Here is a 20,264-nt window from a genome sequence, read left to right as displayed (position 1 = left end):
CGCACAATACTTCGCACGAATGACGCTGCCCATCGATCCCACACAACTCGACGACGAGGACGTCGGCGTGAAGCGCACTACGCTGGAGATGGACCACGACGAGGCGGTCGAACACGTCCGCGAGACGTTCACCGACGCGGGGTTCGGGATCCCCGTCGAGTTCTCGCCGTCCGAACTGCTCAACGAGAAGGTCGACGCCGACCGCGACCCCTACTACGTACTCGGGGCGTGCAATCCCGCGGTCGCCGATCGCGCGCTCGATGCCACCGACAACCGCATGGGCGGACTCTTTCCCTGCAACGTCGTCGTCTGGGAGGAAGCTCCGGGGACGCAAACGGTCTATCACGTCTCGATCATGCGCATCGCGCGCCTCGTCGGCCTGGCCCCCGACGACGAGGTGATGGCCGACATCGTCGCGGACACCGGCGCGCTCGCCGAGGAGGCCTTCGAGGCGCTCTGAATGGGCCATCACACCTTCGACGCCGACGGCGCTGACAGGTTAGAGGAAGCCGAGCGACGCTACCGATACGTCTCCGGCGAGGAACTGCTCTGGGCGCTCGCGCCCGACCCCGGGGACACCGTCGCCGACCTCGGCAGCGGCACGGGCTTTTTCACCGACGTCGTCGCCCCGCACGCCGGCACGGTCTACGCGGTCGACGTCCAGCAGGCGATGCACGACTACTACGCCGAGAAGGGGCTGCCCGAGAACGTCGAGCCGGTGACGACCGGCATCGAGGAGTTGCCGTTCGAGGATGACTCCGTCGATAGTGCGTTCTCGACGATGACCTACCACGAGTTCGCGAGCGACGACGCGCTCGCCGAGATTCGCCGAGTGCTCGCTCCGACGGCTCGACTCGCGATCGTCGATTGGAGCGGTGAGGGCATCGGCGATCACGGTCCGCCGCTCGACGAACGCTACACCGTCGAGACGGCTGTCGAGAACCTCCTCGAACACGGCTTCACGATCGAGCACGCGTTCGCGCGGCCCGAGACCTTTCTCGTGGTCGCCACTATCGAGTAGTCAGCCGAGCTGATCGGCGACGACGGCGTCGGCGCGTTCGACGAACGTCTCTTCCTGTCCGCTCGGAATCGTGGCCCCCGCGGCGACGTCGTGGCCGCCGCCGTCGCCGCCGAGCGCCCGCGCGACCTCGCCCATCACCGCCGAGAGGTCGAGACCCTCCCGGACCAACCGGTGCGTGCCGCGCGCGGAGACCTTGCTCTCGGTGTCGCTTTTCGCTGCGAAGGCGATGACCGGTCGGTCGCCGCGCAGCGCATCGGTCCCGAGCGCCATCCCCGCGATGATGCCCACGATCGTCTCGCGGATGCGGTCGCCGGCGTCGAACCACTGGACGTGCTCGCCCTGCGTGACGCCCTCCTGCTTCACCCAGTTGAGTCCCGTCGCGAGGTTCTTTCGGTGATTGGTGAGCAAGGTTCTGGCCTCGTCGAGTGCCGCGTTGCGGTCGCCACGACAGACCGCCAGTCCGACGTCGGCGCGGTCGTAGCGCGCGGTCGCGTTGAGCAGCGTCGAGAACTCGCTGGCGTCGCGCAGTTCGGTGCCTTCGGCTTCGTTCGTGAGCGTGTAGATCGTCCCGACGAGATCGTCGATGCGGTTCGCGGGCACGCCACGAGCGACCGCACGCTGTAACAGCGCGCTGGCCACCGTCTGTCGCTCGTCGGTCGTGAGATCGACCCAGCGCCGCCACTCCCCATCTTGTTCGAGCCCGATGTCGAGATCGGAGAGGAAGCCGATCGCGCCGCGCTCGCTGCCCGAGATGCCGGGGATGCGAACGTCGTTGGCGTATTCGAGGAGTTTCGGCAGCGGGCGGCTCTGCTTACCGTAGAGCGCGAGATCGGTCGTCTCGGTGAGCACGCCCGCTTCGACGCCCTCGACGACGATTTTCTTGTTCGCGCCGACGAGTTCACCCGACGAGTCCTGCATGTCGCCGACCGCACCGACGACCGCCAGTGCCGCCAAGTCACGATTGCGCTCGCCACCCAGTGCCCGCGCGAGAACGTAGGTCGTGCCGGCTCCCGAGAGCTCGGTCGCGCCGTTGAGTCCCTCCAAGAGAGGATTCAGATGGAACTCGGTCCCGGCGTCGGCCGGCTGGTGGTGGTCGGCGACGACCGGTGTGAACGCGCCCGCGGCCTCGTGATCGGTGATGTCGTCGAGTTGGCCGCTGCCGAAATCCGTGAAGAGCACGGTGGAGAAATCGCGCTCGGCGATCCCCGCGATCGCGTCGGGGTCGAGCTGTTTCTCGAAGACGGTTTCGAAGGGAATGTCGGCGCGATCGAGCGCCTCGGCGGCGATGGCCGCGCTCGTGAGTCCGTCGGCGTCGATGTGCGAGGCGAGCAGCACCCGCTCGGCGCGAGCGAGGCGCTCGGCGCACGATTTCGCGCGCGCGTCGAGTGCCGGAATCGGTCCACCCATCGACGCTGGATACGGCGCAATCGGGTTTAAACCTCTGGACCGCGCGCTACGGACCCGAAATATTCGACTGGCGGCTGTGGCGCTCGGGAGCGCGTGAGCACGACTCGTCCGAGGGATGACTGAGCGAAGCGAAGGAATCGGTTGGGGAGGATGTGGCCGTCGCGGTACGGTGGCCGCTGCAACCTGTCTCGTTGCCTATTCCGACAACTGCTCGATGGTCTCGCGCGCGAGTGCCTCGAACGACGCGATCTCGGGAACGACGTCGACGATGATGCCTTCGCGTTCGGCGGTCTTCCGGGTCGGTTCGCCGATGGCTCCCACGACCGCGCCGTTCAGCCCCGCAACCGCGGCCTCGCGCACGCCCCGCTCGGCGGCGGCCGCGAGGAAGTTCTCGACCGTGAGCGACGAGGTGAACAGCGCACCCGCGAGATCGCCGCTCGCCGCCAGCGCCGCCGATTCGCCCGATTTGGGCGGGCGGCGTAGTTCGTACAAGACTGTCTCGTGGACGTACGCGCCGGCGCGTTCGAGCCCGTCGGTGAGCTTCGGCGAGCCGTGCGTGCTCCGGGCGACCTCACAGCGCGCGCCTGTGATTTCGTCTTCGAGGTCGGCCACGAGACCCACGGAGGAGAACTCCGCCGGCACGCGGTCGACATCGTAGCCCGCCGTGCGCAGCGCCGCCGCCGTGGCGTCGCCGATGGCACAGAGCACGCCGTCGGACTGCCAGCCCGCCGCCGCGGCGATTTCTACCCCTGTCTTGCTCGTGAGTACGGTGTAATCGGCGTCCGCTCGTGGTTGCTCGCCCGTGTGCTCGACCGCGAGCATCGGATCGAGAATCGGCTCGACGCCGAGCGACGCGAGCAGTTCGCCCGCGCGTTCGAGGCGTTCGTCGTCCGGCCGGAAGGCGGCGACTCTCATTGCCGGGCCTCCCGGGGCTGCTCGCGCTCGCCGACGACCTGCCCGATGACCGTGACCGCGGGTGGCTCGATACCCTCGCGCTCGGCGACATCGGTGATGGTGTCGAGCGTTCCCGTCGCGACGCGCTGGTCGGGTCGGCTCGCGCGCTCGACGAGCGCAACTGGGGTTTCACTGCTCATCCCCGCTTCCCGGAGCGCGGCGGTGTAGTCGGGGAGCTTGCCGACGCCCATCAAGACGACGATCGTTCCGCCAGTCGCGGCGAGCGCGTCCCAGTTCACGGCCGATTCCTCTTTCGTCGGGTCCTCGTGCCCGGTGACGAACGAGACGGTCGAGGCGTGCTCGCGGTGGGTGGTGGGAATCCCTGCGAGTTCGGGTGCGGCGAGCGCCGAGGAGATCCCTGGCACGATCTCGAAATCGACGCCGTTGGCGGCGAGATGGCTCGTCTCCTCGCCACCGCGGCCGAAGACGAACGGGTCGCCACCCTTCAGTCGAACGATGTTCTTGCCTTCGCGAGCGAGTTCGACCAGCCGTTCGTTGGTATACTCCTGGCTCGTGCGCTCGCCGCCGGCGCGCTTGCCGACGTCCTCGCGCTTCGCCTCGGGGATCGTATCGATGATCTCGGGTCCCGGAAGCTTGTCGTGGAGCACGACATCGGCCGCGTCGATGCGCCGGCGTGCCTTCACGGTCAGCAGTTCTGGGTCGCCTGGGCCGCTGCCGACGAGGGACACAGTACCATTCATTCGGCGCGCTTGGCCTCCCCGTCGGTCCCGCGGGCCCGTTCGATGAGTTCGGCCGCGCCCTGGTCGGCGAGATCGGCGGCGAACTGGCTGGCTGCCTCGGGATGGCTCTCGATCGGCAGATCGCGCGTCGCACTCACTTCCTCGGTGCCGTCCTCGCTCAGCACGCGAACAGTAGTATGAACGTACTCGCCCTGGACGACCGCGTACGCGCCCATCGGGGCGACGCAGCCGCCGCCGAGCTCTTCGAGGACCACGCGCTCGACGGTCGTCTCGACGCGCGTACGCGGGTGGTCGATGCTCTGATTGATGGTTTCGGCGAGCGTGCCGTCGGGCGCGGTCACGGCGAGCGCGCCCTGCCCGGGAGCCGGGACGAATTTCTCGGGCGGGAGTTCATGAATATCGAGTCCGCGCCCGATCCCCGTCCGTTCGATCCCTGCCGCCGCGAGCACGATGGCGTCGTACTCCACGTCGACCTCGCGTTCGAGCGCCGACCGCTCGATCTCGCGCAGATCGTCGAACCACTCCTGGGGCGTGCGCTCGAACTCGTCGTCGCCCTCCTCGTCGGCCTCCATCCGTTCTTCGTGTTCGCGCTGGCGATGCGGCGCGAGCAGTTTCTCGATGCGGGTGTCAACGTTGCCCCGGAGCGGTTCGACGTTCAGGTCGGGTCGGGTGGCGAGTATCTCGGCCTTCCGGCGGAGGCTCGACGTGCCTACGGTCGCACCATCGGGGAGTTCCTCGAAACCCGTCCCGTCGGGCGTGACGAGCACGTCGCCCGGGGTCGCCCGCTCGGGGACGCCCGCGACGACCAATCCGTCCATCCCCTCGGTCGGGACGTCCTTCATCGAGTGGACGGCGAGGTCGCAGTCACCATCCAGAACCTCCTCGTCGAGCGCGCGGACGAACGCGCCCGTCTTTCCGAGACGGTGGATGAGTTCGTCGCGGATCTTGTCACCCGTCGTCTCGACCTCGACGAGTTCGACTGCGCGGCGGCGGGATTCGAGGTGTTCCTTGACGCCGGTGGCCTGTCGGCGCGCGAGGTCGGACCCCCGTGTCGCCAGCCTGATGGCTCCCTCGTGTGTGCTCATGCCGGCGTTCGGGTGGCTGGGTTCATACCCCCTTCGAGAGACGCCGCGCGCACCGACTGGAGCTCACTGCTGGATTTGTTTGCCGGCGCTGCCGCCGGCCGGTGGCGGTTGTGTGGCTGCGGTGGCCGCTCCTGGTGGATGAAGGGCGAGGTGCGCGAGCGAAGCGAGCAGCGAACGAAGTGAGCGCGCGCCGAGGGCTTCAGCGGTGCTGTACGGTTTGCGGAGGATGTCCGCGCGAACGAAGTGAGCGGGGTTCACCGGGAGTGAGCGAAGCGAACGAGCGGGAAGTTTTTAGCGTAGCTTTTTGCGAGGAGTGGTTCGCGCCTCGCGCGAACCCGACGAAGTAAAAAGGTACTACCACGGCTCGCTTTTCAACCCGGCACGATAGGCGACGACGTTCGTGGTGACGTGCAACAGCGGGGTCACGAGGACGATCGTGGCGAGCACGCCGAGGGTGAACGTCGCGGTGAACCAGTCGGTGACGGTCAGCGCGGTGAGTGCGAGCGCGCCGACGAGGAAATCGAGTTGGTCGAGACCCGGGAAGGCGGCTCCACGCGAGCGGCCCGTGCGCCGCTTGAGGAAGGAGGCGAGCATGTCGCCGAGTATCGCTCCGAGCGGGAGCGCGAGGACGGCGATGGGTGGAAAGGTCGGCAGCGCCAACCCGGTCGCGGTTCCGACCGCGGGGGCGATCGCATTGAGGACGAGCGCGAGCGCCACGCCGGCGAGCGTGCCGGCGAGCGCGCCGCGCCACGTCTTGCCGTCGCCGAGGATGCGCGCGTCGTCGAGCGTTCGGCCGTCGTCGATGGGCTGACCGCCACCCAGCAGGACAGCGGCGTTGTTCGGAACGTACGCCGGCAGCATCGTCCATATCGCGACGGCGACCGTCTCGACGAGAGTCACGGGGATAACTCGGCACCGAGCGGTCTTAACCACCCTGTTTCGTCCGCGAACGACAGTTCTTTGTCACCGTCGGCGGGAGGTGCGTGCATGATACCACCGATCGCGAGCCGGTTCGTCGCCGGTGAGACCGACCGCGACGTGCTGGCTCACGCCCGCGCGCTCGATGCCGAGGGCATCGCGAGCATCTGCAACCTCCTCGGCGAGCACTACGACAGCCCCGAGCCGGCCGCCGAAGACCGCGAGGCCTACTGTGCGCTCGTCGAAGCCATCGGCGAGGCGGGACTCGATACATCGATTTCGGTCAAACCCTCACAGCTCGGTCTCGGCGTCGCCGAGGAGTGCTTTCGCTCGAACCTCCAACGCGTCGTCGAGCGCGCGACCGAACACGGGGTGTTCGTCTGGATCGATATGGAAGACCACGAGACGACCGACGTGACCCTCGATGCCTACACCCACCACGTCACCGAATACGAAGACCTCGGTGTCTGCGTGCAGGCGAACCTCGAGCGCACCCCCGACGACCTCCACCGACTGGCCGACTACCCCGGAAAGGTACGACTCGTGAAGGGTGCCTACGACGAACCCGCCGCGGTCGCCCACCGGGAGAAATCGCGTGTCGACGAGGCCTACCGCGAGTGTCTCGACATCATGTTCGCCGAGTTCGACGGCGGCATCGCGGTCGGCAGCCACGACCCCGCGATGGTCGACTACGCCAAAGAGCTACACGACACTCACGGAACCGACTTCGAGATACAGATGCTGATGGGGGTGCGTGAGAGCGCACAGCGTGATCTCACCGCGGAGTACGAGGTCCATCAGTACGTGCCCTACGGCGACCGGTGGTTCTCGTATTTCTACCGTCGGATGATGGAGCGCCGACAAAACCTGCTGTTTGGGCTACGCGCGATAGTCGGCCGGTAGACCGCCGCGAACCCGATGTGGCACCGACGGACCCCGCTGTCCCCGGATTTCGCCGGCAGTATGATAACCTTCGGGGGTAATCATACGAGCCAATGGTCTCCTGGAAGCGCGACGGAACCCGTGGACTGGTCGTGCTCGTGCCCATCATCGTCACCCTCTACGTGCTCGCGTTCGTCTACAACGCCATCGCCAGCCTGCCGTTCATCGAGGCCATCCAGCCGGCCATCGTCCGCGTGCCGCTGACGCTCGCGGTGTTCGCCCTGCTGGTCTTCGGCGTTGGCTACCTGATGCGCACCGCGAGCGGTCCACTGGTCGAGAGCGCCATCGACGACGTTATGAACAGCCTGCCGGGCCTGCGCGTGGTCTACAACGCCTCGAAGATGGCCGTCGAAACCGCGGTGACGGGCACCGCAGACCTCCAAACCCCGGTAAAACTCGAAACCTGGGACGGACTGCGGATGACGGCGTTCAAAACGGGAAAACGGACCGAGGACGGCCGCGATGTGCTCTTCTTGCCGACCGCACCGAACATCACCACGGGGTTCGTCGTCGAGGTCTCGCCCGACCAGTACCAAGAGACCGACGAGCGCGTCGAGGACGCCCTCACGCGCGTCCTCAGCGCCGGTTTCGGCGAGACCAACGATACCGGCGTCCCCATCGACGTCGAGGACGAACCGCTGTATCGCCGGCAGGAGTCGCGCTGAGGGGAGAGGGGGGGGGGGGGACGAGAGTCCAACGACGGTGGTCGTGCGCTGTCGCGCCGTTTATACTCCCTCCATTCGACCCGCGTACATGACCGAAACGGAACTCATCGACGCGCTTCGGGACGCCGACGCGATCGAGTTCGGCGAGTTCGAACTCTCGCACGGCGGCACGAGCGACTACTACGTGGACAAGTACCGCTTCGAGACCGATCCCTCGTGTCTCTCGCTGATCGCCGAATCGTTCGCCGAACGGCTCGACGACGAGAAGCTCGCCGGCGTGGCGCTCGGGGCCGTTCCGCTGGTCGCCGCGACGAGCCTCGCGACCGACGCGCCGTACGTCATCGTCAGAAAAGAACAGAAGGGGTACGGCACGGGCAATCGCATCGAGGGGAGGTTCGAGGAGGGCGAGTCGGTGGTCGTCGTCGAGGACATCGCCACCACGGGCCAGAGCGCGCTCGATGCGGTCGCGGCGCTGCGCGAGGCGGGCGCACACGTCGAGCGCGTGCTCGTCGTCGTCGACCGCGAGGAGGGCGCACGCGAGGCGCTCGCCGACGCCGACGTCGAACTCGACGCGCTGGTTACCGCCACCGAACTGCTCGCCGACGAGTGAGCGGACGGGCGGCAATCGCAAGCGATTCAACCGACGGGATGTCCTGAACGGTATGGATTCGCTTCCGCCGCGGCGCTGGCTGCTCCGGGGGCTGCTCGCGCTCGTCGTCGGTGCGCTGCTGCTCGCGGCGGCCGTCTCGGCGGCCACCTACGAACCGACGAACCTCGGTCCCGGCACGGTCGACGAACCCGCCAACGGCTCGACGGTCGTGAGCGTGCAGGGGTTCCACTTCCAGGGCATCGGCAACGGGAAGAAGCCGGCCCGACTCGTCTCGGCCGGCGAGCGCGGGGGAACGGAGTGGGTGCACAACGGCTCACAGGAGGGTGCACGCTGGTTCTACGACGTCGACCCGCTTTCCAATGGCAACCTGCTCGTGACATCCACGGTACCGGGCGATACCGTGGTGTACGAACTCGACCCCGAAACCGATACTCGCGTCTGGAGTGAAAAATTCGACGCCGAGGACACTCACGACGTAGACCTCATCAATGGCGACCAGTTGCTCGTGGCGAACATGCGCAACACGAACGAGTCGGGGGTCGCCAACGACCGGCTGTTCATCTACGACCGGGGCAAAGGAGAGATCGTCTGGGAGTGGCGGTTCAACGAGCACTACCCCGAATCGACCGACGGGGGCTACTCGGAAGACTGGTCGCACGTCAACGACGTCGACAAGATCGGCGAGGGCAAGTATCTCGCCTCGCCGCGCAACTTCGACCAGGCGATCGTCGTCGATCGGAAGACGGGCAACATCACCATGCGTCTGGGCAGCGACGGCAACCACTCGACGCTGTTCGAACAGCACAACCCCGACTATCTCGAAGGCTCGGACGGCACGCCCACCGTCCTCGTGGCCGATTCGGAGAACGACCGCGTGGTCGAGTACGAGCGCCGCGGCGAGGGCGAGTGGGCCCGGACGTGGGAACTCTCGGGCGGGTTCAACTGGCCGCGCGACGCCGACCGCCTGCCCAACGGCAACACCCTGATTACGGACACGCTGAACCAGCGCGTGCTCGAAGTCACACCGAGGGGCGAGGTCGTCTGGGAGTACTACGCACCGTGGGCACCTTACGACGCCGAGCGACTGAGTGCCGCCGGGTCGGCCGACCGGAACGCCTCGGTCGGCGGCTCGCACGGCCCGACCATCGCCGACCAGAACGCCACGGGCAACTACACCCTCTCGGGGAGTTCCGAGAGCGGTCTCGCCAGCCAGACGCGCTTTTCGACGTGGGTCGCGGCGACCGCGGCGGGCACCCCCGTCCAAGAGACCGTTCAGTCGGCCGCCGAGCGCTACGCGCACGTGACGCCGTTCGTCCGCCCGGTCTGGCTGTCGAGTTGGGCCTTCGCCGCGCTTGTCGGGGCGCTGCTCGTCGTGCTCGTCTGGACCGTCGGAGAGGCGATCTATCAGCGCCGGCGCATCCGTCGGCGGGTCGCGGGCGTGTTCTCGTAGCGGGAGTGTGCGCCGCCCGCACCATCGTGGCGTTCTTGAGGCTCGCATCCCTACTACCTCTGTGTCGAACCTCGAACTCTACGAATTGGAAGGCTGTCCGTACTGTGCGAAAGTGAAGGACAAACTCGCCGACCTCGACCTCGACTACGAGTCGCACATGGTGCCGAGTTCACATGACGAACGCACCGAAGTCGAGGACGTCAGCGGCCAAACCGGCGTGCCGGTCCTCGTCGACCCCGAACACGACGTCGACGGAATGAGTGAATCCGACGACATCGTCGCCTACCTCGACGAGACCTACGGCGACGCAGCGGCCTGAGAAGGCGGTTTTTTGACTTTCGACGCACCGGTCGTCCGCCAGCGGCGCGTCTCAGTCGAAGTAGCCCTCGTCTTCGAGACCGGCCATGACGTCGTCGACGAGCGGGTCGACGTCCTCGTAGGGGAACTCCTGTCGGCCACCGGCCTGCGAGTTGAGTTCCATCGCGGTGAAGCTCACGTCGCCGGACTCGAAGGTGGTCGAGGGGCCATTGGGAAGGGCCGGCACGAGGTCCATCGGGCTTGATACGGGGTAGTCGGCGTCCTCGAAGCCGTCGTGGAGTTGCTGTCTGATTTCGTCTTTGTCGGACATCGCAGGTGAGGGATGGAGTCATCGAACCGTAGCCCTGTGGCCGCTCATGCAGTGGTGTTTAAATCACCGCATCGTGTACCGACGTGACCGTGCGTCAGGAGAGCAACTGTTCCATCAGTCTGGCTTCGGCCTTCCGGAGGTGTTCGTCGACGGTCGACCCCGAGAGGTCGAGCGTGGCCGCGATGTCGGCGTGGGTCGTCTGCCGGGGGATCTCGTAGTAGCCGAGTTCGAAGGCCGTCTCGATGACCTCGCGCTGGCGGTCAGTGAGCGTCGCCAGTAGCTGTCGGTCGGCGTTCGCCGCACCCAGTCGCTCGACCGAACAGGCCGTCCCGTCGGGCAGGCGCTCCATCGCGTGCTTGACCATCGCGGGCGTACCGATGACGCTCAGGGGAAGCCCATGACCGGGGAACGTCACCGGCGGGTCGACGAGCAGCCCTTGTTCGAAGAAACACCGCTCGAACGTATCGAGACACCCCTCGACGCGGAGATACAGCCCGAACGCGCCCTCGTGGTCGCGGATGTGGTCGGAGACGAGGACGTCCGGGCGCTCGTCGAGCACGCTCGCGAGGGACGTTTCATCGCCCTGCAGCCGGTAACACAGCGCGCTCGTCCCGCCGTGACTCTGGATGTGGCTCAGCGACTCCCGGCCGATGGCTGGCGCGGCCGCGAGCGCGTCGTCGACGGGGTGGACGAGACCCTCCCCCGGCCGGAGCGAGAGCGTGAAATGCCTGACGTGTCCTTGCTCCTCGGTCGGTTGCTGCACGGGTCAGTTGTACGCGCTCTGGCCGGTGAGTTCCTTCCCGACGATGAGCTTCTGGATCTCGGTGGTGCCGTCGGGAATGGTCATGACACGGGCGTCGCGGTAGTAGCGTTCGAGCCGGTTTTCGGTCTTCAGGCCCTCGCCGCCGTACACCTGTAGGGCGTCGTCGGTCACGTCCTTACACGTCTCGCTGGTGTAGCCCTTCGCCAGCGAGGACATCAGGCGCGCGTCCTCGCTGCCGTCTTCGAGCAGTTCGGCCGCCCGCCGCGAGAGCTGGCGGGAGGTTTCGAGACCGGCCTTCATGTCGTACAGCTTCTCGGTGACGAGTTGGTGTTCGGCGATCGGCTTGCCGAACGTCTCGCGGTCGGTCGCCCGGTCGAGCGCGGCGTCGAAGGCCGCCTGCATGATGCCCACGGACATGAACGACATCCCCGTGCGCATGAACGAGAACGTCGCGTTCAGCGGTTTCTGGTCGAAGAACAGCTGTGTGACACTTTCGGGGAACGGCACGATGTCGTTCATGTCGTTGCCCGCCATGATGGCGTTCGAGAACATGTTCGAGAGGCGATTGCCCTCGGGCACGCGCACGTTGTCGAAGGAGATCGTCGCGTTCGAGACACCCTTCCAGCCCATCTTGTCGAGTTCCTCGGTCTCGAAGGCATTGTTCTCCCTGTCGACCATGAACATGTCCGAGGCCCCCGTCGAGTCGTCGCGGGCGACCACGAGCACGCAGTCGGCGTAGTGGGCGTTGCCGACCCACGTCTTCTCTCCATTCAAAACGAACTCCTCGCCGTCTTTTTTCGCCACGGTGTTCGGCCGAGCGGTGTCGCTGCCGCCTTTCGGCTCGGTGACGGCGAGCGCCGAGAGACAGTCGCCGTCTTCGAGTTTGGGGAGCATCGCCTCGCGGGTCTGCTCGGATGCGAACTGGACGAACAGCGCGGGAAAGGACATCATCACGCCTACCAAGAGACTCGGCCACGTGTAGCTGATCTCCTCGGCGGCAATCGTGAAGTTCCAGACGTCGCCGAAGAAGTTCGGGGCCGTCTCGGGGTCGAACCCGACGCCGAGTTCGTTCAGGTCGTCGATGTAGCCCATCAGTTCGTCCCGACTCATCGGCCCGTTTCGATCCGACTCGTCGACGATCGGGTCGATGGTGTCGTCGAGGTATTCCCGGAGGTCCGCGCGGAACGCCTGCTGGTCGTCGGTTAGCTCCATCTCACTCGGGCACCTGCTCGGAGAGGCTGTTCATGATGGGCGCGAGCTTCGTGCCCTTCTGGACCGGGCCATCCATCTCGTACTGCTGCTGCATGAACCCCTGAATCGGGTCCACGTTCCCGGTGATGAGACCCACCAGCACGTCCGCGGGCCCGGTGATGGTGATGTCGGCGTCGTCGAGTTGACCCGCCCCGCCGGTGATGAGTTCCTCTTCTTTTCTGACTTCGAGATGGCCCTCCATCGGGCAGTCGTCGGCCTCGAAATTCGTCGTGATATCCTCGTTGATTTGCTCTTTGACCTCGGGGTTCTGTTCAACCATCACGCGCATCCCCGACCAGAGCAGTTCCTGGAACTGGTCTGCGGTCTCGGGGTTTTCGGAGACGAACGAGGCGATGTCCATCTCCTCCATGCGCCCGAGAATGCTCGCCATCACCTGCGGGTGCTCGCGCACGAGCTCGTCGGTCTGGCCCTCCATGTCGGCGAGTATCTCGGGCAGATCCTCTTCGAGCTGGTCTTGGTCCTGTTCGAGCGAGTCCTCGATGCGACGGATGAGTTGTTCGTCTGGCATGATTTTTGTGTCGGCGTCGTGGCCGACCGTACTACCGGGGATGACCGGGATCACAATGGGCTTGCTTCGATGGATAACAGGTGCTTTATATCCCCTCGGGCGAGCGCTGGGCGGCCGGTAGGGATAAACGGCCGTGTATGACTGCACGAACCATCAGGGATGTCGACCGACTGGCGTCAGCATGGAGTGGTTTCCATCGCGCGAGTGGCTCGCCGCGTATCGGGCGGCGCTGAACGACAATCAGGCCTACCGGGAGGCGAGCGAGGGTTGGGGCGTCGATTTCGCGGGTGATTTCGTCTTCGAAATCACGGACGTTCCCACCGAGACACCGCTCGGGGACCTCCCCGAGGAGCTTTCGCGGGAACTTCGTGAGAATCTCCAGTCGCTCTCCCAAGAGCGGGTCGAAACGCTGCTCGCCGGCACACCGGACGAACTCGACGGGCGACTGGCCGATCAAGAGGGCAGCGACCACGAACGGCTCGTCGCGGCGGTGATGGCGACCCCCGTGGCCGATGCCCCCGCCATCACGTTCCCCACCCTTCGGGAGGCGTTCCCCGCCGACCTCGACGACCTGCTCGATCAACTGGAGCGGTATCTCCACAAGGACACCATCCACGCGTACGTCGACCTCCACGATGGCGAGTGCCGTGAGACTGCGGTTCTCGAAGATCCCGAAGCGCGCGACCCCGGGTTCCGGATCGTCGGTCCCTACGGGAACTGGAAGGATCTTCTGGAGGGTGCGGACGTGATGGAATCCATCTTCTCCGAAGACCTCGAACTCGACGGCTCGACGACCACGATTCTGCCATACAGCGAGGCCGCCCAGGAGTTGGGCGACACGGCCGGACGGGTCGACAGCCGATACCTATTTTAAACACCGCGTATAGCAGGAACAACCGTCATCCCCGTTCTTCCTGTGTGTGTACGCATGGCACAGCCAGTCGAACCGACGTACGCCGGCCAGCGCATCGACACTGGGGACAAGTGGTATCAGCTGTTCCAGAAGGGTGTCGAACTGGGCACGTGGAACGTCGAGAAACTGTTCGACGAGATCGGCTTCGAGCAGGACCGCGAGGCGTGGGCATCGCTCGACGAGGACGAGCGCAACCAGATTCGATATCTGCTGTCGGGCTTTTTAGATGGCGAGACCGAGGTCGCCGGCGACGCCGCCACCAACCTCTCGCGGGCGATGGGAGCCGACTGCTTGGCAGGCAACCGACAGAAGGAGATGTTCATGACGATGCTCACCCTCACCGAGCACAAACACACCCAGTTCCTCGACATCTACATGAACGAGGTGATGGACGACCGCGACAACTACACCGAACTCGACCCGCGGCGCGGAACACGGGTCCCCATCGTCCAAACTACGGGACTGGGCGAGGTGTTCGAACATCAAGGTCTCTTGACCGCCAAAGCCGCACAGACCAAAGACCCAGTAGACATCGCCAAGGCTGCAACGAACTACCACCTGAACGTCGAGGGAATCCTCGCACGAGTCGGTTCCACAGCCATCAGCAAACTGCCCGAACGGGCGAACCTCCCCTTACTGAACTACGCTTTCAAGTTCATCAGCACCGACGAGGGTCGCCACATCACCCACGGCGTCGAACTCCTGAAGGAACTCTTGGAAAAGGAGCGCGCCGGCGAACCGGCCTATCAGGGCGTCGAGGACGGCATCGTGAACACGCTCTACGAGGATGTCCCCTACATGGCCGATTTCGCCTACATGTACACCGAGGCGGTGGGCGACCCGCTCGGTCTCGACATCGACGCGACGCTCATGCGCGGCGGGAACCTCATCGACGGGATGTACAACGAGACCTTGGGCTGTGACGTCGATTACATGCAGGTCATGGACCGTGTGAGTGCTCGATACGACGAGATCACCGAGTGGGATCTCGACGCCCGGCTCGAAGACCAGGAGAGCCACTATCAGCGAAAGCGTGGCGTCGCCGCCGATGGGGGTGACGACTGATGGCCCAGGACCGCGAACTCCGCGAACTCGCCCGCGGGGCATCGTTCACCGCGAGCGAGGGGGAAGTCGACGAAGCCATCGCCGAGGCCGCCGACGAACTCGACGAGAGCGAAGAGGAGATCCGGGACAACGTGGCCTACATCATGGACTCGTCGTTCGAGGAGGAGGGCGTCAGCACTTCGTTCAACGAGATGGTCAGCGGCGCGAGCCTCGACGAGGACACCAGTAGCACCGGCGACCCGCGCCTCGAAGCGCTCGAGATGTACAAGCTCCGTCAGCGCGTGTGAGTCATCGAGTCTCCATCGAGTTCGATGGCGACACCCACGAACTCGACGTGAGCGAGGGCGAGTACGTCCTCGACGCCGGTCTCGAAGCGGGTCTCGACCTGCCCTACTCCTGTCGAGAGGGAAACTGCACCACCTGTACCGGCAAACTGCTCGAAGGGGAGGTCGACCAGAGCGACGGGATGGCCCTCGAAAAAGAGGACAAGAAAGAGGGCTACGTGTTGCTGTGCAGCGCGAATCCACGGAGCGAATGTCACATTCGGGCCGGCAACGAGATCCAAGAAGAGATGCTCGGACTCGATCTGTTTTAGAAAATGTAATAAATTCTCCATAGTCCCGGGCGGATTCGAACCGCCGTCAATGGCTCCAAAGGCCATTATGATTGGCCGCTACACCACGGGACTTCGCACTCAGCTATCGCAGGAGTACACTTGAACGCTTCGAGAGGACTGTTCAATCGGCCGCGCCGGTCTCGGCGTCGAGCAGCGCACAGACGTCCTCGTCGGGGGCAAAGCAGTCGGGACACTGCGGTTCGCGGTCAATGATGGTGTCGAGGCGCTCGGCGACCGTCTCGTCGATGACACTTTCGAGTTGACCCGCTTCGGTGCGAAAGTCCTCGACGTCGAGCACCTCCACGAGGAAGCGCTCGATGATGCAGTAGGTCTGGAGCGACTCGCGGGCGCGCTCAATACCCTCGTCGGTGAGCGTCACGCCCTTGTACTTCTCGTGGTCGGCCAGCCCGCGCGCTTCGAGCTTGCCGATCATCTCGTTGGCGCTCGCCGGACTCACGTCGAGGCTCTCGGCCAACCGCCCCGTGGCCGCCGGGCCGTCTTCGACCTGCTGAACGAGATAGATGGCCTTCAGATACTGCTCTGCCGAGTTCACTTGCGCCACCTCCGGCAATGGAAGGGAGAACTCATTCGCGCGCCTCCATCAATCGTGTGACCTCCTCGGCCCCCTCCGCTTCCTCGGCGCGGATGGTCGAGAGGGTGTCGAGCAGGCGCCCGCGGTCGATGCCGAACGTCGCGGCACTCGATTCGACCGCGGCGATGAGGTCGTCGTAGAACTTGTAGGCAGTCTCTTCGTTGCACAGTTGATCGTAGAGGATCCCATCGGTGTCGCGGTCGCGCTCGTAGTGGGCGGCGACGAGCGGTTCGATCTGTTCGAACGGAACCTGTTCGGCGTCGAGGTCGTCGATGAGCGCCGCCAGCCGGTCGCGGTGGTCGGCCGATTCCTCGGCGGCGTGCTCCAAGAGGTCCTCGATGTCGGCGTCGAGGTCGTCCCCCGCGGAGTGGTGTTGGTGGGCACGCGCCTCGACGACCTCTTCGAGGACCATCCCGATCTGGAGGAGCCGGGCGAGCTGGTGGTCCGAGGCCACCGGTTGGCTGACGCTCACGGCTGCCATCCACGGAAAGCGCGCTCGAAAATCGATGCCTCGATGTCGTGCATGAGAAACGTCGAGAACCGGAGGCAGTAAACGGTTACTCCCGCAGGCGCGCCGCCACGAGATCGTCGAGGTCGTCGCGGAACTCCTCTACGGCGATCTCGTCCAGGACGGGAACGAAGAAGCCCTCGACGAGCATGTTCCGTGCCGCCCGCGGTGAGACCCCCCGCGAGGTCATGTAGAACAGGTCCTGCTGGTCGACCTGTCCGACCGTCGCCGAGTGGCTCGCCTCGGTGTCGTGGTTGTTGATGATCAGCTTGGGGGACGCGTCGGCCTCCGATTCGTCGCTCAGCATCAGGGTGTTCTCACGCTGGTAGGAACTCGTGTTCCACGCCTCGCGGCCGACGTCCTGAACACCCTCGTAGACCGAGCGCGCCTCGTCGTCGAGCACGCCCCGGGTCACGAGGTCCGCAGTAGTATGTTCTGCCTCGTGCCAGACACGAGAGGCGACGTCGAAATGCTGGTCGTCGTGGCCGAAGAAGGCTCCGACGATCTTCGATTCGGAACCTTCGCCGAGCAGCCGCGTCTCGACGGAGGACTTGGTGAGCCGCGAGCCGACGTTGCCTTCGATCCAGTTGACGGTGGCGTAGGTGTCGGCGTGACCGCGCTTGAGCGTGTAGGTGTACGTCTCCTCATCGACGTTCTGGAGCGAGCCGTACTGCACATTTGAATTCTCGCCGGCGGCGATCTCGACGAGTCCCGAGTAGTAGCGCTCGCCGTCGATCTCGTCGCCAGTCGTCTGGCGTTCGAGAATCGTCACCGAACTCGATTCACCCGTCACGACGAGCGTGTAGTTGAACAGCGACCGCGAGTTCATCCGCGTGCGCACGGTGACATCCTCGGCATCGACGCCGTCGGGAACGAATACGACTGTGCCAGTCGAAAACAGCGCCGTCTGGAGCGCCGTCAGGTAGTTCTCGGTGGGATCGATGATCGAGCCGAAGTGCTCGCGGACGAGGTCCTCGTGCTCGGCGAGCGCCTCCGCGATGGACAGGACCTCGACCTCCTCGGGACCGACCTGATCCTTCTCCTCGGCCGCGTTGAGCGGATCGACGAGGTTCTCGAAATCGAGGTTGTAGAGGTTCGTCCAGTTGCGCCCCGGCGTCCGGATGACGTCGGGCATGTCGAGACCGTCGAGCGCCGCGAGCGCGTCGAGGCGCTCGTCGAGCAGCCACTCCGGTTCGTCGAGACCCTCGGAAATCTCCCGAACCTGCTCCTCGGTGAGATTTGCGTGTATCTGCGCGCTCATCGATTACCCGAGACTCCCTTCCATTTCGAGTTCGATGAGTCGGTTGAGCTCGACGGCGTACTCGATGGGTAGTTCTTCGGTGATCGGCTCGATGAACCCGGCGACGATCATCTGTTTGGCGTCGTCGTCGTCCAGCCCGCGCGACTGGAGATAGAAGACGTCCTCGTCGCCGATCTTCCCCACAGTAGCCTCGTGGGCGACGTCGACCTTCGACTCCTCGATCTCCATGTACGGCATCGTATCGGAGGTCGACTCGTTGTCGAACATCAGCGCGTCACACTCCACTGACGTACTGGAGTTCTCCGCGCCGTCGGAGATGTGCACCAGTCCTCGATAGTTGGTGCGACCGCCGTCCTTCGAGATCGACTTCGACTCGATGGTCGATTTAGTGCGGGGCGCGTTGTGGTAGACCTTCGCACCGGTGTCGATGTTCTGGCCCTCGCCGGCGAAGGCGATGGTGATGTGGTTGTCGGTCGCGCCGCGACCTTTCAGGATGGTCGAGGGGTAGAGCATCGTGGCCTTCGACCCCATCGACCCCGAAATCCACTCCATTGTCCCCTCGGACTCGCAGATCGCGCGCTTGGTGTTCAGGTTGTAGGTGTTCTTCGACCAGTTTTGGACGGTGGAATACTGGACGTGGGCGTTCTCCTTGACGAACACCTCGACGCCGCCCGAGTGGAGGTTGAACTTGCTGTACTTGGGTGCCGAACAGCCCTCGATGTAGTGGACTTCCGAGTTCTCCTCGGCGATGATGAGCGTGTGCTCGAACTGACCCATCCCCTCCGAGTTCATCCGGAAGTACGCCTGGACGGGCATCTCCACGGTGACGTCCTCGGGGACGTAGACGAACGAGCCACCCGACCAGATGGCTCCGTGCAGCGCCGCGAACTTGTTGTCCGACGGCGGCACGCACTTCGTCATGAAGTACTCCTTGACGATTTCGGGGTGCTCTTGGACTGCCTTGTCCATGTTGCAGAAGATGACGCCCTTCTCCTCCCAGCGCTCCTGCATGTTCTGGTAGACGACCTCGGATTCGTACTGGGCACCCACACCGGAGAGTGCGTTCTTCTCCGCTTCGGGGATTCCCAGTTTGTCGAAGGTGTCCTTGATCTCCTCTGGCAGTTCGTTCCAGTCGTCGACGCCGCCGCGCATCTCGACGTCCGGGCGGATGTACGGGACGATCTCCTCAACGTCGACCTCGCTCAGGTCGGGCTGGCCCGGCCAGTCGGTCGGCATCGGCATCGCGTGGAACTGCCGGAGCGCGCGGAGCCGCCGCTCCAGCATCCACTCGGGTTCGTCCTTGTCCTCGGAGATCAGGCGGATGGTCTCCTCGTCGAGTTCTCCCTTCTCGGCCTGGAACGCCGAGGACTGTTCTTTCTTGAACTCGAAGCGCTTCTCCGAGTCGGTCTCTCGTAGGTGGTCTTGATCTGAACTCATTGTGTGGTCTGTAGTGGTCGAAGCCTTATCAGGCTGTCTCGTAGGCTTCCTCGCGGACCCAGTCGTAGCCCTCGTCTTCGAGTCTGCGGGCGAGATCGGGACCGCCGCTCTTGGCGATCTTGCCGTCGAGCATGATGTGGACGTGATCCGGCTCGACGTAGTCGAGGATCCGCTGGTAGTGGGTGATCTGGAGGATGCCCGCGCCCTGCTCGTCACGGAGCGCGTTGATCCCCTTCGAGACGTCCTGGAGACGGTCGATGTCGAGCCCCGAGTCGATCTCGTCGAGCACCGCGACCGACGGTTCGAGGATCGCGGCCTGCAGCACCTCGTTTTGCTTTTTCTCGCCGCCGGAGAACCCTGCATTGAGATAGCGCTGGGCGAACGCGGCGTCCATGTCCAACTGCTCCATCTTCTCGGACATGATCTGCTGGAACTCGGCGACGCCGACCTCGCCTTCGTCCATGTCGCCCTCCATCGGCGAGGTCTCGTAGCCCGCCTCCTCTTCTTCGTCATCCGCGCCCTCGTCGCCCTCGAAGAGGTCCTCGCGCTCTTCGAGTTTGGCGTTCAAGGCCGTGCGCAGGAAGTTCACCATCGTGACGCCCTCGATCTCGGCGGGGTACTGGAAGCCGAGGAACACGCCAAGCGCCGCGCGCTCGTTCGGTTCGAGCTCCAGGAGGTTCCACGTGCGCATGTCGTCTGGAATCTCGACGCCCTCGAACTCGTCGTCGTCGAGGTGGATGAGCACCTCGCCACCGGTGACCTCGTAGGCCGGGTGGCCCGCGATGACCTTCGCGGTGGTCGATTTGCCCGACCCGTTCGGCCCCATCAGTGCGTGGATCTCGCCCGATTCGACTTCGAGGCTCACGCCATCGAGGATCTTCTCGCCGCCCTCAGCGACCTCTGCATGGAGGTCGTTCAGTTCTAAACGTGCCATCGTCCTATCGCTCG

The 20,264-nt window shown here is 65.0% G+C and carries 26 protein-coding genes and 1 tRNA gene; 11 read left to right on the top strand and 16 right to left on the bottom strand.

Features of this window, described 5'->3' with window-relative positions; translation table 11 throughout:
• Positions 1-19 precede the first annotated feature (19 nt).
• Positions 20-460, top strand: coding sequence for a DUF302 domain-containing protein (locus ACP97_RS09790; RefSeq protein ID WP_049997645.1), 441 nt, complete (start codon positions 20-22; stop codon positions 458-460).
• Positions 461-1,021 carry a class I SAM-dependent methyltransferase gene (locus tag ACP97_RS09785; protein WP_049997644.1) on the top strand — a complete coding sequence of 187 codons (561 nt, stop codon included), beginning with the start codon at positions 461-463 and terminating at the stop codon, positions 1,019-1,021.
• Here the strand turns inward: ACP97_RS09785 and ACP97_RS09780 are convergent, their stop codons facing one another.
• The 6 genes from ACP97_RS09780 to ACP97_RS09760 form a co-directional block, all read right to left on the bottom strand.
• A complete protein-coding gene (locus ACP97_RS09780) occupies positions 1,022-2,428 on the bottom strand; it encodes a DHHA1 domain-containing protein (protein ID WP_049997643.1) in 1,407 nt (468 codons plus the stop codon).
• 195 nt (positions 2,429-2,623) lie between these two features.
• Positions 2,624-3,343: a uroporphyrinogen-III synthase gene (locus tag ACP97_RS09775; protein WP_049997642.1), complete on the bottom strand. Its 720-nt coding sequence runs from the start codon at positions 3,341-3,343 to the stop codon at positions 2,624-2,626.
• A complete protein-coding gene (cobA, locus tag ACP97_RS09770; RefSeq protein ID WP_049997641.1) occupies positions 3,340-4,083 on the bottom strand; it encodes a uroporphyrinogen-III C-methyltransferase in 744 nt (247 codons plus the stop codon). The genes ACP97_RS09775 and cobA overlap by 4 nt, the downstream gene beginning before the upstream one ends.
• Positions 4,080-5,168 (bottom strand): hydroxymethylbilane synthase, encoded by a 1,089-nt coding sequence (gene hemC, locus ACP97_RS09765; RefSeq protein ID WP_049997640.1) that lies wholly within the window; start codon positions 5,166-5,168, stop codon positions 4,080-4,082. The genes cobA and hemC overlap by 4 nt, the downstream gene beginning before the upstream one ends.
• 63 nt (positions 5,169-5,231) lie before the next feature.
• Positions 5,232-5,426, bottom strand: coding sequence for a hypothetical protein (locus ACP97_RS19900; protein ID WP_154019990.1), 195 nt, complete (start codon positions 5,424-5,426; stop codon positions 5,232-5,234).
• A 96-nt stretch (positions 5,427-5,522) separates the two neighbouring features.
• Entirely contained in the window at positions 5,523-6,068 is a 546-nt protein-coding gene (locus ACP97_RS09760) for a CDP-2,3-bis-(O-geranylgeranyl)-sn-glycerol synthase (RefSeq protein WP_049997639.1), read from the bottom strand.
• An 87-nt stretch (positions 6,069-6,155) separates the two neighbouring features.
• Here ACP97_RS09760 and ACP97_RS09755 point away from each other — a divergent pair, with 87 nt between their 5' ends.
• The 5 genes from ACP97_RS09755 to ACP97_RS09735 all read left to right on the top strand — a co-directional run bounded on the left by ACP97_RS09755 (position 6,156) and on the right by ACP97_RS09735 (position 10,072).
• Positions 6,156-6,989, top strand: a complete 834-nt coding sequence (locus ACP97_RS09755; RefSeq protein ID WP_049997638.1) for a proline dehydrogenase family protein — start codon at positions 6,156-6,158, stop codon at positions 6,987-6,989.
• Positions 6,990-7,081: 92 nt separating this feature from the next.
• Positions 7,082-7,693 (top strand): DUF502 domain-containing protein, encoded by a 612-nt coding sequence (locus ACP97_RS09750; RefSeq protein ID WP_049997637.1) that lies wholly within the window; start codon positions 7,082-7,084, stop codon positions 7,691-7,693.
• 88 nt (positions 7,694-7,781) lie between these two features.
• Positions 7,782-8,303, top strand: coding sequence for an orotate phosphoribosyltransferase (pyrE, locus tag ACP97_RS09745; RefSeq protein ID WP_049997636.1), 522 nt, complete (start codon positions 7,782-7,784; stop codon positions 8,301-8,303).
• A gap of 52 nt (positions 8,304-8,355) precedes the next feature.
• Positions 8,356-9,753 carry an aryl-sulfate sulfotransferase gene (locus tag ACP97_RS09740; protein WP_079977609.1) on the top strand — a complete coding sequence of 466 codons (1,398 nt, stop codon included), beginning with the start codon at positions 8,356-8,358 and terminating at the stop codon, positions 9,751-9,753.
• Between the two features lie 61 nt (positions 9,754-9,814).
• Positions 9,815-10,072, top strand: coding sequence for a glutathione S-transferase N-terminal domain-containing protein (locus ACP97_RS09735; protein ID WP_049997635.1), 258 nt, complete (start codon positions 9,815-9,817; stop codon positions 10,070-10,072).
• A 51-nt stretch (positions 10,073-10,123) separates the two neighbouring features.
• On the opposite strand, the gene ACP97_RS09730 is transcribed toward ACP97_RS09735, so the two are convergent.
• The 4 genes from ACP97_RS09730 to ACP97_RS09715 all read right to left on the bottom strand — a co-directional run bounded on the left by ACP97_RS09730 (position 10,124) and on the right by ACP97_RS09715 (position 12,924).
• Complete coding sequence (locus tag ACP97_RS09730; protein ID WP_049997634.1) at positions 10,124-10,381, bottom strand: MTH865 family protein; 258 nt, start codon at positions 10,379-10,381, stop codon at positions 10,124-10,126.
• A 94-nt stretch (positions 10,382-10,475) separates the two neighbouring features.
• The gene (locus tag ACP97_RS09725; protein WP_049997633.1) at positions 10,476-11,144 is read right to left on the bottom strand and encodes a helix-turn-helix domain-containing protein; all 669 of its coding nucleotides are present in this window, start codon (positions 11,142-11,144) and stop codon (positions 10,476-10,478) included.
• A 3-nt stretch (positions 11,145-11,147) separates the two neighbouring features.
• Positions 11,148-12,356: an acyl-CoA dehydrogenase family protein gene (locus ACP97_RS09720; protein ID WP_049997632.1), complete on the bottom strand. Its 1,209-nt coding sequence runs from the start codon at positions 12,354-12,356 to the stop codon at positions 11,148-11,150.
• 1 nt (position 12,357) lies between these two features.
• Entirely contained in the window at positions 12,358-12,924 is a 567-nt protein-coding gene (locus ACP97_RS09715) for an SCP2 sterol-binding domain-containing protein (RefSeq protein WP_049998470.1), read from the bottom strand.
• A gap of 181 nt (positions 12,925-13,105) precedes the next feature.
• Between ACP97_RS09715 and ACP97_RS09710 the strand changes: the two genes are divergently transcribed.
• From ACP97_RS09710 to ACP97_RS09695, 4 genes are read left to right on the top strand one after another with little or no spacing between them, the layout of a single operon-like run.
• A complete protein-coding gene (locus tag ACP97_RS09710; protein ID WP_049997631.1) occupies positions 13,106-13,798 on the top strand; it encodes a hypothetical protein in 693 nt (230 codons plus the stop codon).
• 54 nt (positions 13,799-13,852) lie between these two features.
• Positions 13,853-14,902 carry a ferritin family protein gene (locus tag ACP97_RS09705; protein WP_049997630.1) on the top strand — a complete coding sequence of 350 codons (1,050 nt, stop codon included), beginning with the start codon at positions 13,853-13,855 and terminating at the stop codon, positions 14,900-14,902.
• Positions 14,902-15,189, top strand: coding sequence for a hypothetical protein (locus ACP97_RS09700; protein ID WP_049997629.1), 288 nt, complete (start codon positions 14,902-14,904; stop codon positions 15,187-15,189). The genes ACP97_RS09705 and ACP97_RS09700 overlap by 1 nt, the downstream gene beginning before the upstream one ends.
• On the top strand, positions 15,186-15,497 hold the full coding sequence (locus tag ACP97_RS09695; RefSeq protein ID WP_049997628.1) for a 2Fe-2S iron-sulfur cluster-binding protein: 312 nt from the start codon (positions 15,186-15,188) through the stop codon (positions 15,495-15,497). The genes ACP97_RS09700 and ACP97_RS09695 overlap by 4 nt, the downstream gene beginning before the upstream one ends.
• 20 nt (positions 15,498-15,517) lie before the next feature.
• Here ACP97_RS09695 and ACP97_RS09690 read toward each other — a convergent pair.
• From ACP97_RS09690 to ACP97_RS09665, 6 genes are all read right to left on the bottom strand, one after another.
• A tRNA-Gln gene (locus tag ACP97_RS09690) sits at positions 15,518-15,590 on the bottom strand.
• Between the two features lie 49 nt (positions 15,591-15,639).
• Entirely contained in the window at positions 15,640-16,071 is a 432-nt protein-coding gene (locus ACP97_RS09685; RefSeq protein WP_049997627.1) for a metal-dependent transcriptional regulator, read from the bottom strand.
• 31 nt (positions 16,072-16,102) lie between these two features.
• Positions 16,103-16,582: a hypothetical protein gene (locus ACP97_RS09680; protein WP_049998469.1), complete on the bottom strand. Its 480-nt coding sequence runs from the start codon at positions 16,580-16,582 to the stop codon at positions 16,103-16,105.
• An 85-nt stretch (positions 16,583-16,667) separates the two neighbouring features.
• Positions 16,668-17,879, bottom strand: coding sequence for a Fe-S cluster assembly protein SufD (sufD, locus tag ACP97_RS09675; protein ID WP_049997626.1), 1,212 nt, complete (start codon positions 17,877-17,879; stop codon positions 16,668-16,670).
• A gap of 3 nt (positions 17,880-17,882) precedes the next feature.
• Positions 17,883-19,316 carry a Fe-S cluster assembly protein SufB gene (sufB, locus tag ACP97_RS09670; protein WP_049997625.1) on the bottom strand — a complete coding sequence of 478 codons (1,434 nt, stop codon included), beginning with the start codon at positions 19,314-19,316 and terminating at the stop codon, positions 17,883-17,885.
• 28 nt (positions 19,317-19,344) lie between these two features.
• Complete coding sequence (locus ACP97_RS09665) at positions 19,345-20,250, bottom strand: ABC transporter ATP-binding protein (RefSeq protein WP_049998468.1); 906 nt, start codon at positions 20,248-20,250, stop codon at positions 19,345-19,347.
• Between the last annotated feature and the right edge of the window lie 14 nt (positions 20,251-20,264).

This window comes from Halococcus sediminicola (assembly GCF_000755245.1).
GTDB lineage: Archaea > Halobacteriota > Halobacteria > Halobacteriales > Halococcaceae > Halococcus > Halococcus sediminicola.
The sequence above is the reverse complement of the archived record's forward strand: the minus strand, read 5'-3'. Positions and strand labels throughout refer to the sequence as shown.

Coding starts and splice junctions, on each gene's coding strand:
- ACP97_RS09790 (WP_049997645.1), top strand. CDS start 20: ATGACGCTGCCCATCGATCCCACACAACTCGACGACGAGGACGTCGGC.
- ACP97_RS09785 (WP_049997644.1), top strand. CDS start 461: ATGGGCCATCACACCTTCGACGCCGACGGCGCTGACAGGTTAGAGGAA.
- ACP97_RS09780 (WP_049997643.1), bottom strand. CDS start 2,428: ATGGGTGGACCGATTCCGGCACTCGACGCGCGCGCGAAATCGTGCGCC.
- ACP97_RS09775 (WP_049997642.1), bottom strand. CDS start 3,343: ATGAGAGTCGCCGCCTTCCGGCCGGACGACGAACGCCTCGAACGCGCG.
- cobA (WP_049997641.1), bottom strand. CDS start 4,083: ATGAATGGTACTGTGTCCCTCGTCGGCAGCGGCCCAGGCGACCCAGAA.
- hemC (WP_049997640.1), bottom strand. CDS start 5,168: ATGAGCACACACGAGGGAGCCATCAGGCTGGCGACACGGGGGTCCGAC.
- ACP97_RS09755 (WP_049997638.1), top strand. CDS start 6,156: ATGATACCACCGATCGCGAGCCGGTTCGTCGCCGGTGAGACCGACCGC.
- ACP97_RS09750 (WP_049997637.1), top strand. CDS start 7,082: ATGGTCTCCTGGAAGCGCGACGGAACCCGTGGACTGGTCGTGCTCGTG.
- pyrE (WP_049997636.1), top strand. CDS start 7,782: ATGACCGAAACGGAACTCATCGACGCGCTTCGGGACGCCGACGCGATC.
- ACP97_RS09740 (WP_079977609.1), top strand. CDS start 8,356: ATGGATTCGCTTCCGCCGCGGCGCTGGCTGCTCCGGGGGCTGCTCGCG.
- ACP97_RS09730 (WP_049997634.1), bottom strand. CDS start 10,381: ATGTCCGACAAAGACGAAATCAGACAGCAACTCCACGACGGCTTCGAG.
- ACP97_RS09720 (WP_049997632.1), bottom strand. CDS start 12,356: ATGGAGCTAACCGACGACCAGCAGGCGTTCCGCGCGGACCTCCGGGAA.
- ACP97_RS09715 (WP_049998470.1), bottom strand. CDS start 12,924: ATGCCAGACGAACAACTCATCCGTCGCATCGAGGACTCGCTCGAACAG.
- ACP97_RS09710 (WP_049997631.1), top strand. CDS start 13,106: ATGGAGTGGTTTCCATCGCGCGAGTGGCTCGCCGCGTATCGGGCGGCG.
- ACP97_RS09705 (WP_049997630.1), top strand. CDS start 13,853: ATGGCACAGCCAGTCGAACCGACGTACGCCGGCCAGCGCATCGACACT.
- ACP97_RS09700 (WP_049997629.1), top strand. CDS start 14,902: ATGGCCCAGGACCGCGAACTCCGCGAACTCGCCCGCGGGGCATCGTTC.
- sufD (WP_049997626.1), bottom strand. CDS start 17,879: ATGAGCGCGCAGATACACGCAAATCTCACCGAGGAGCAGGTTCGGGAG.
- sufB (WP_049997625.1), bottom strand. CDS start 19,316: ATGAGTTCAGATCAAGACCACCTACGAGAGACCGACTCGGAGAAGCGC.
- ACP97_RS09665 (WP_049998468.1), bottom strand. CDS start 20,250: ATGGCACGTTTAGAACTGAACGACCTCCATGCAGAGGTCGCTGAGGGC.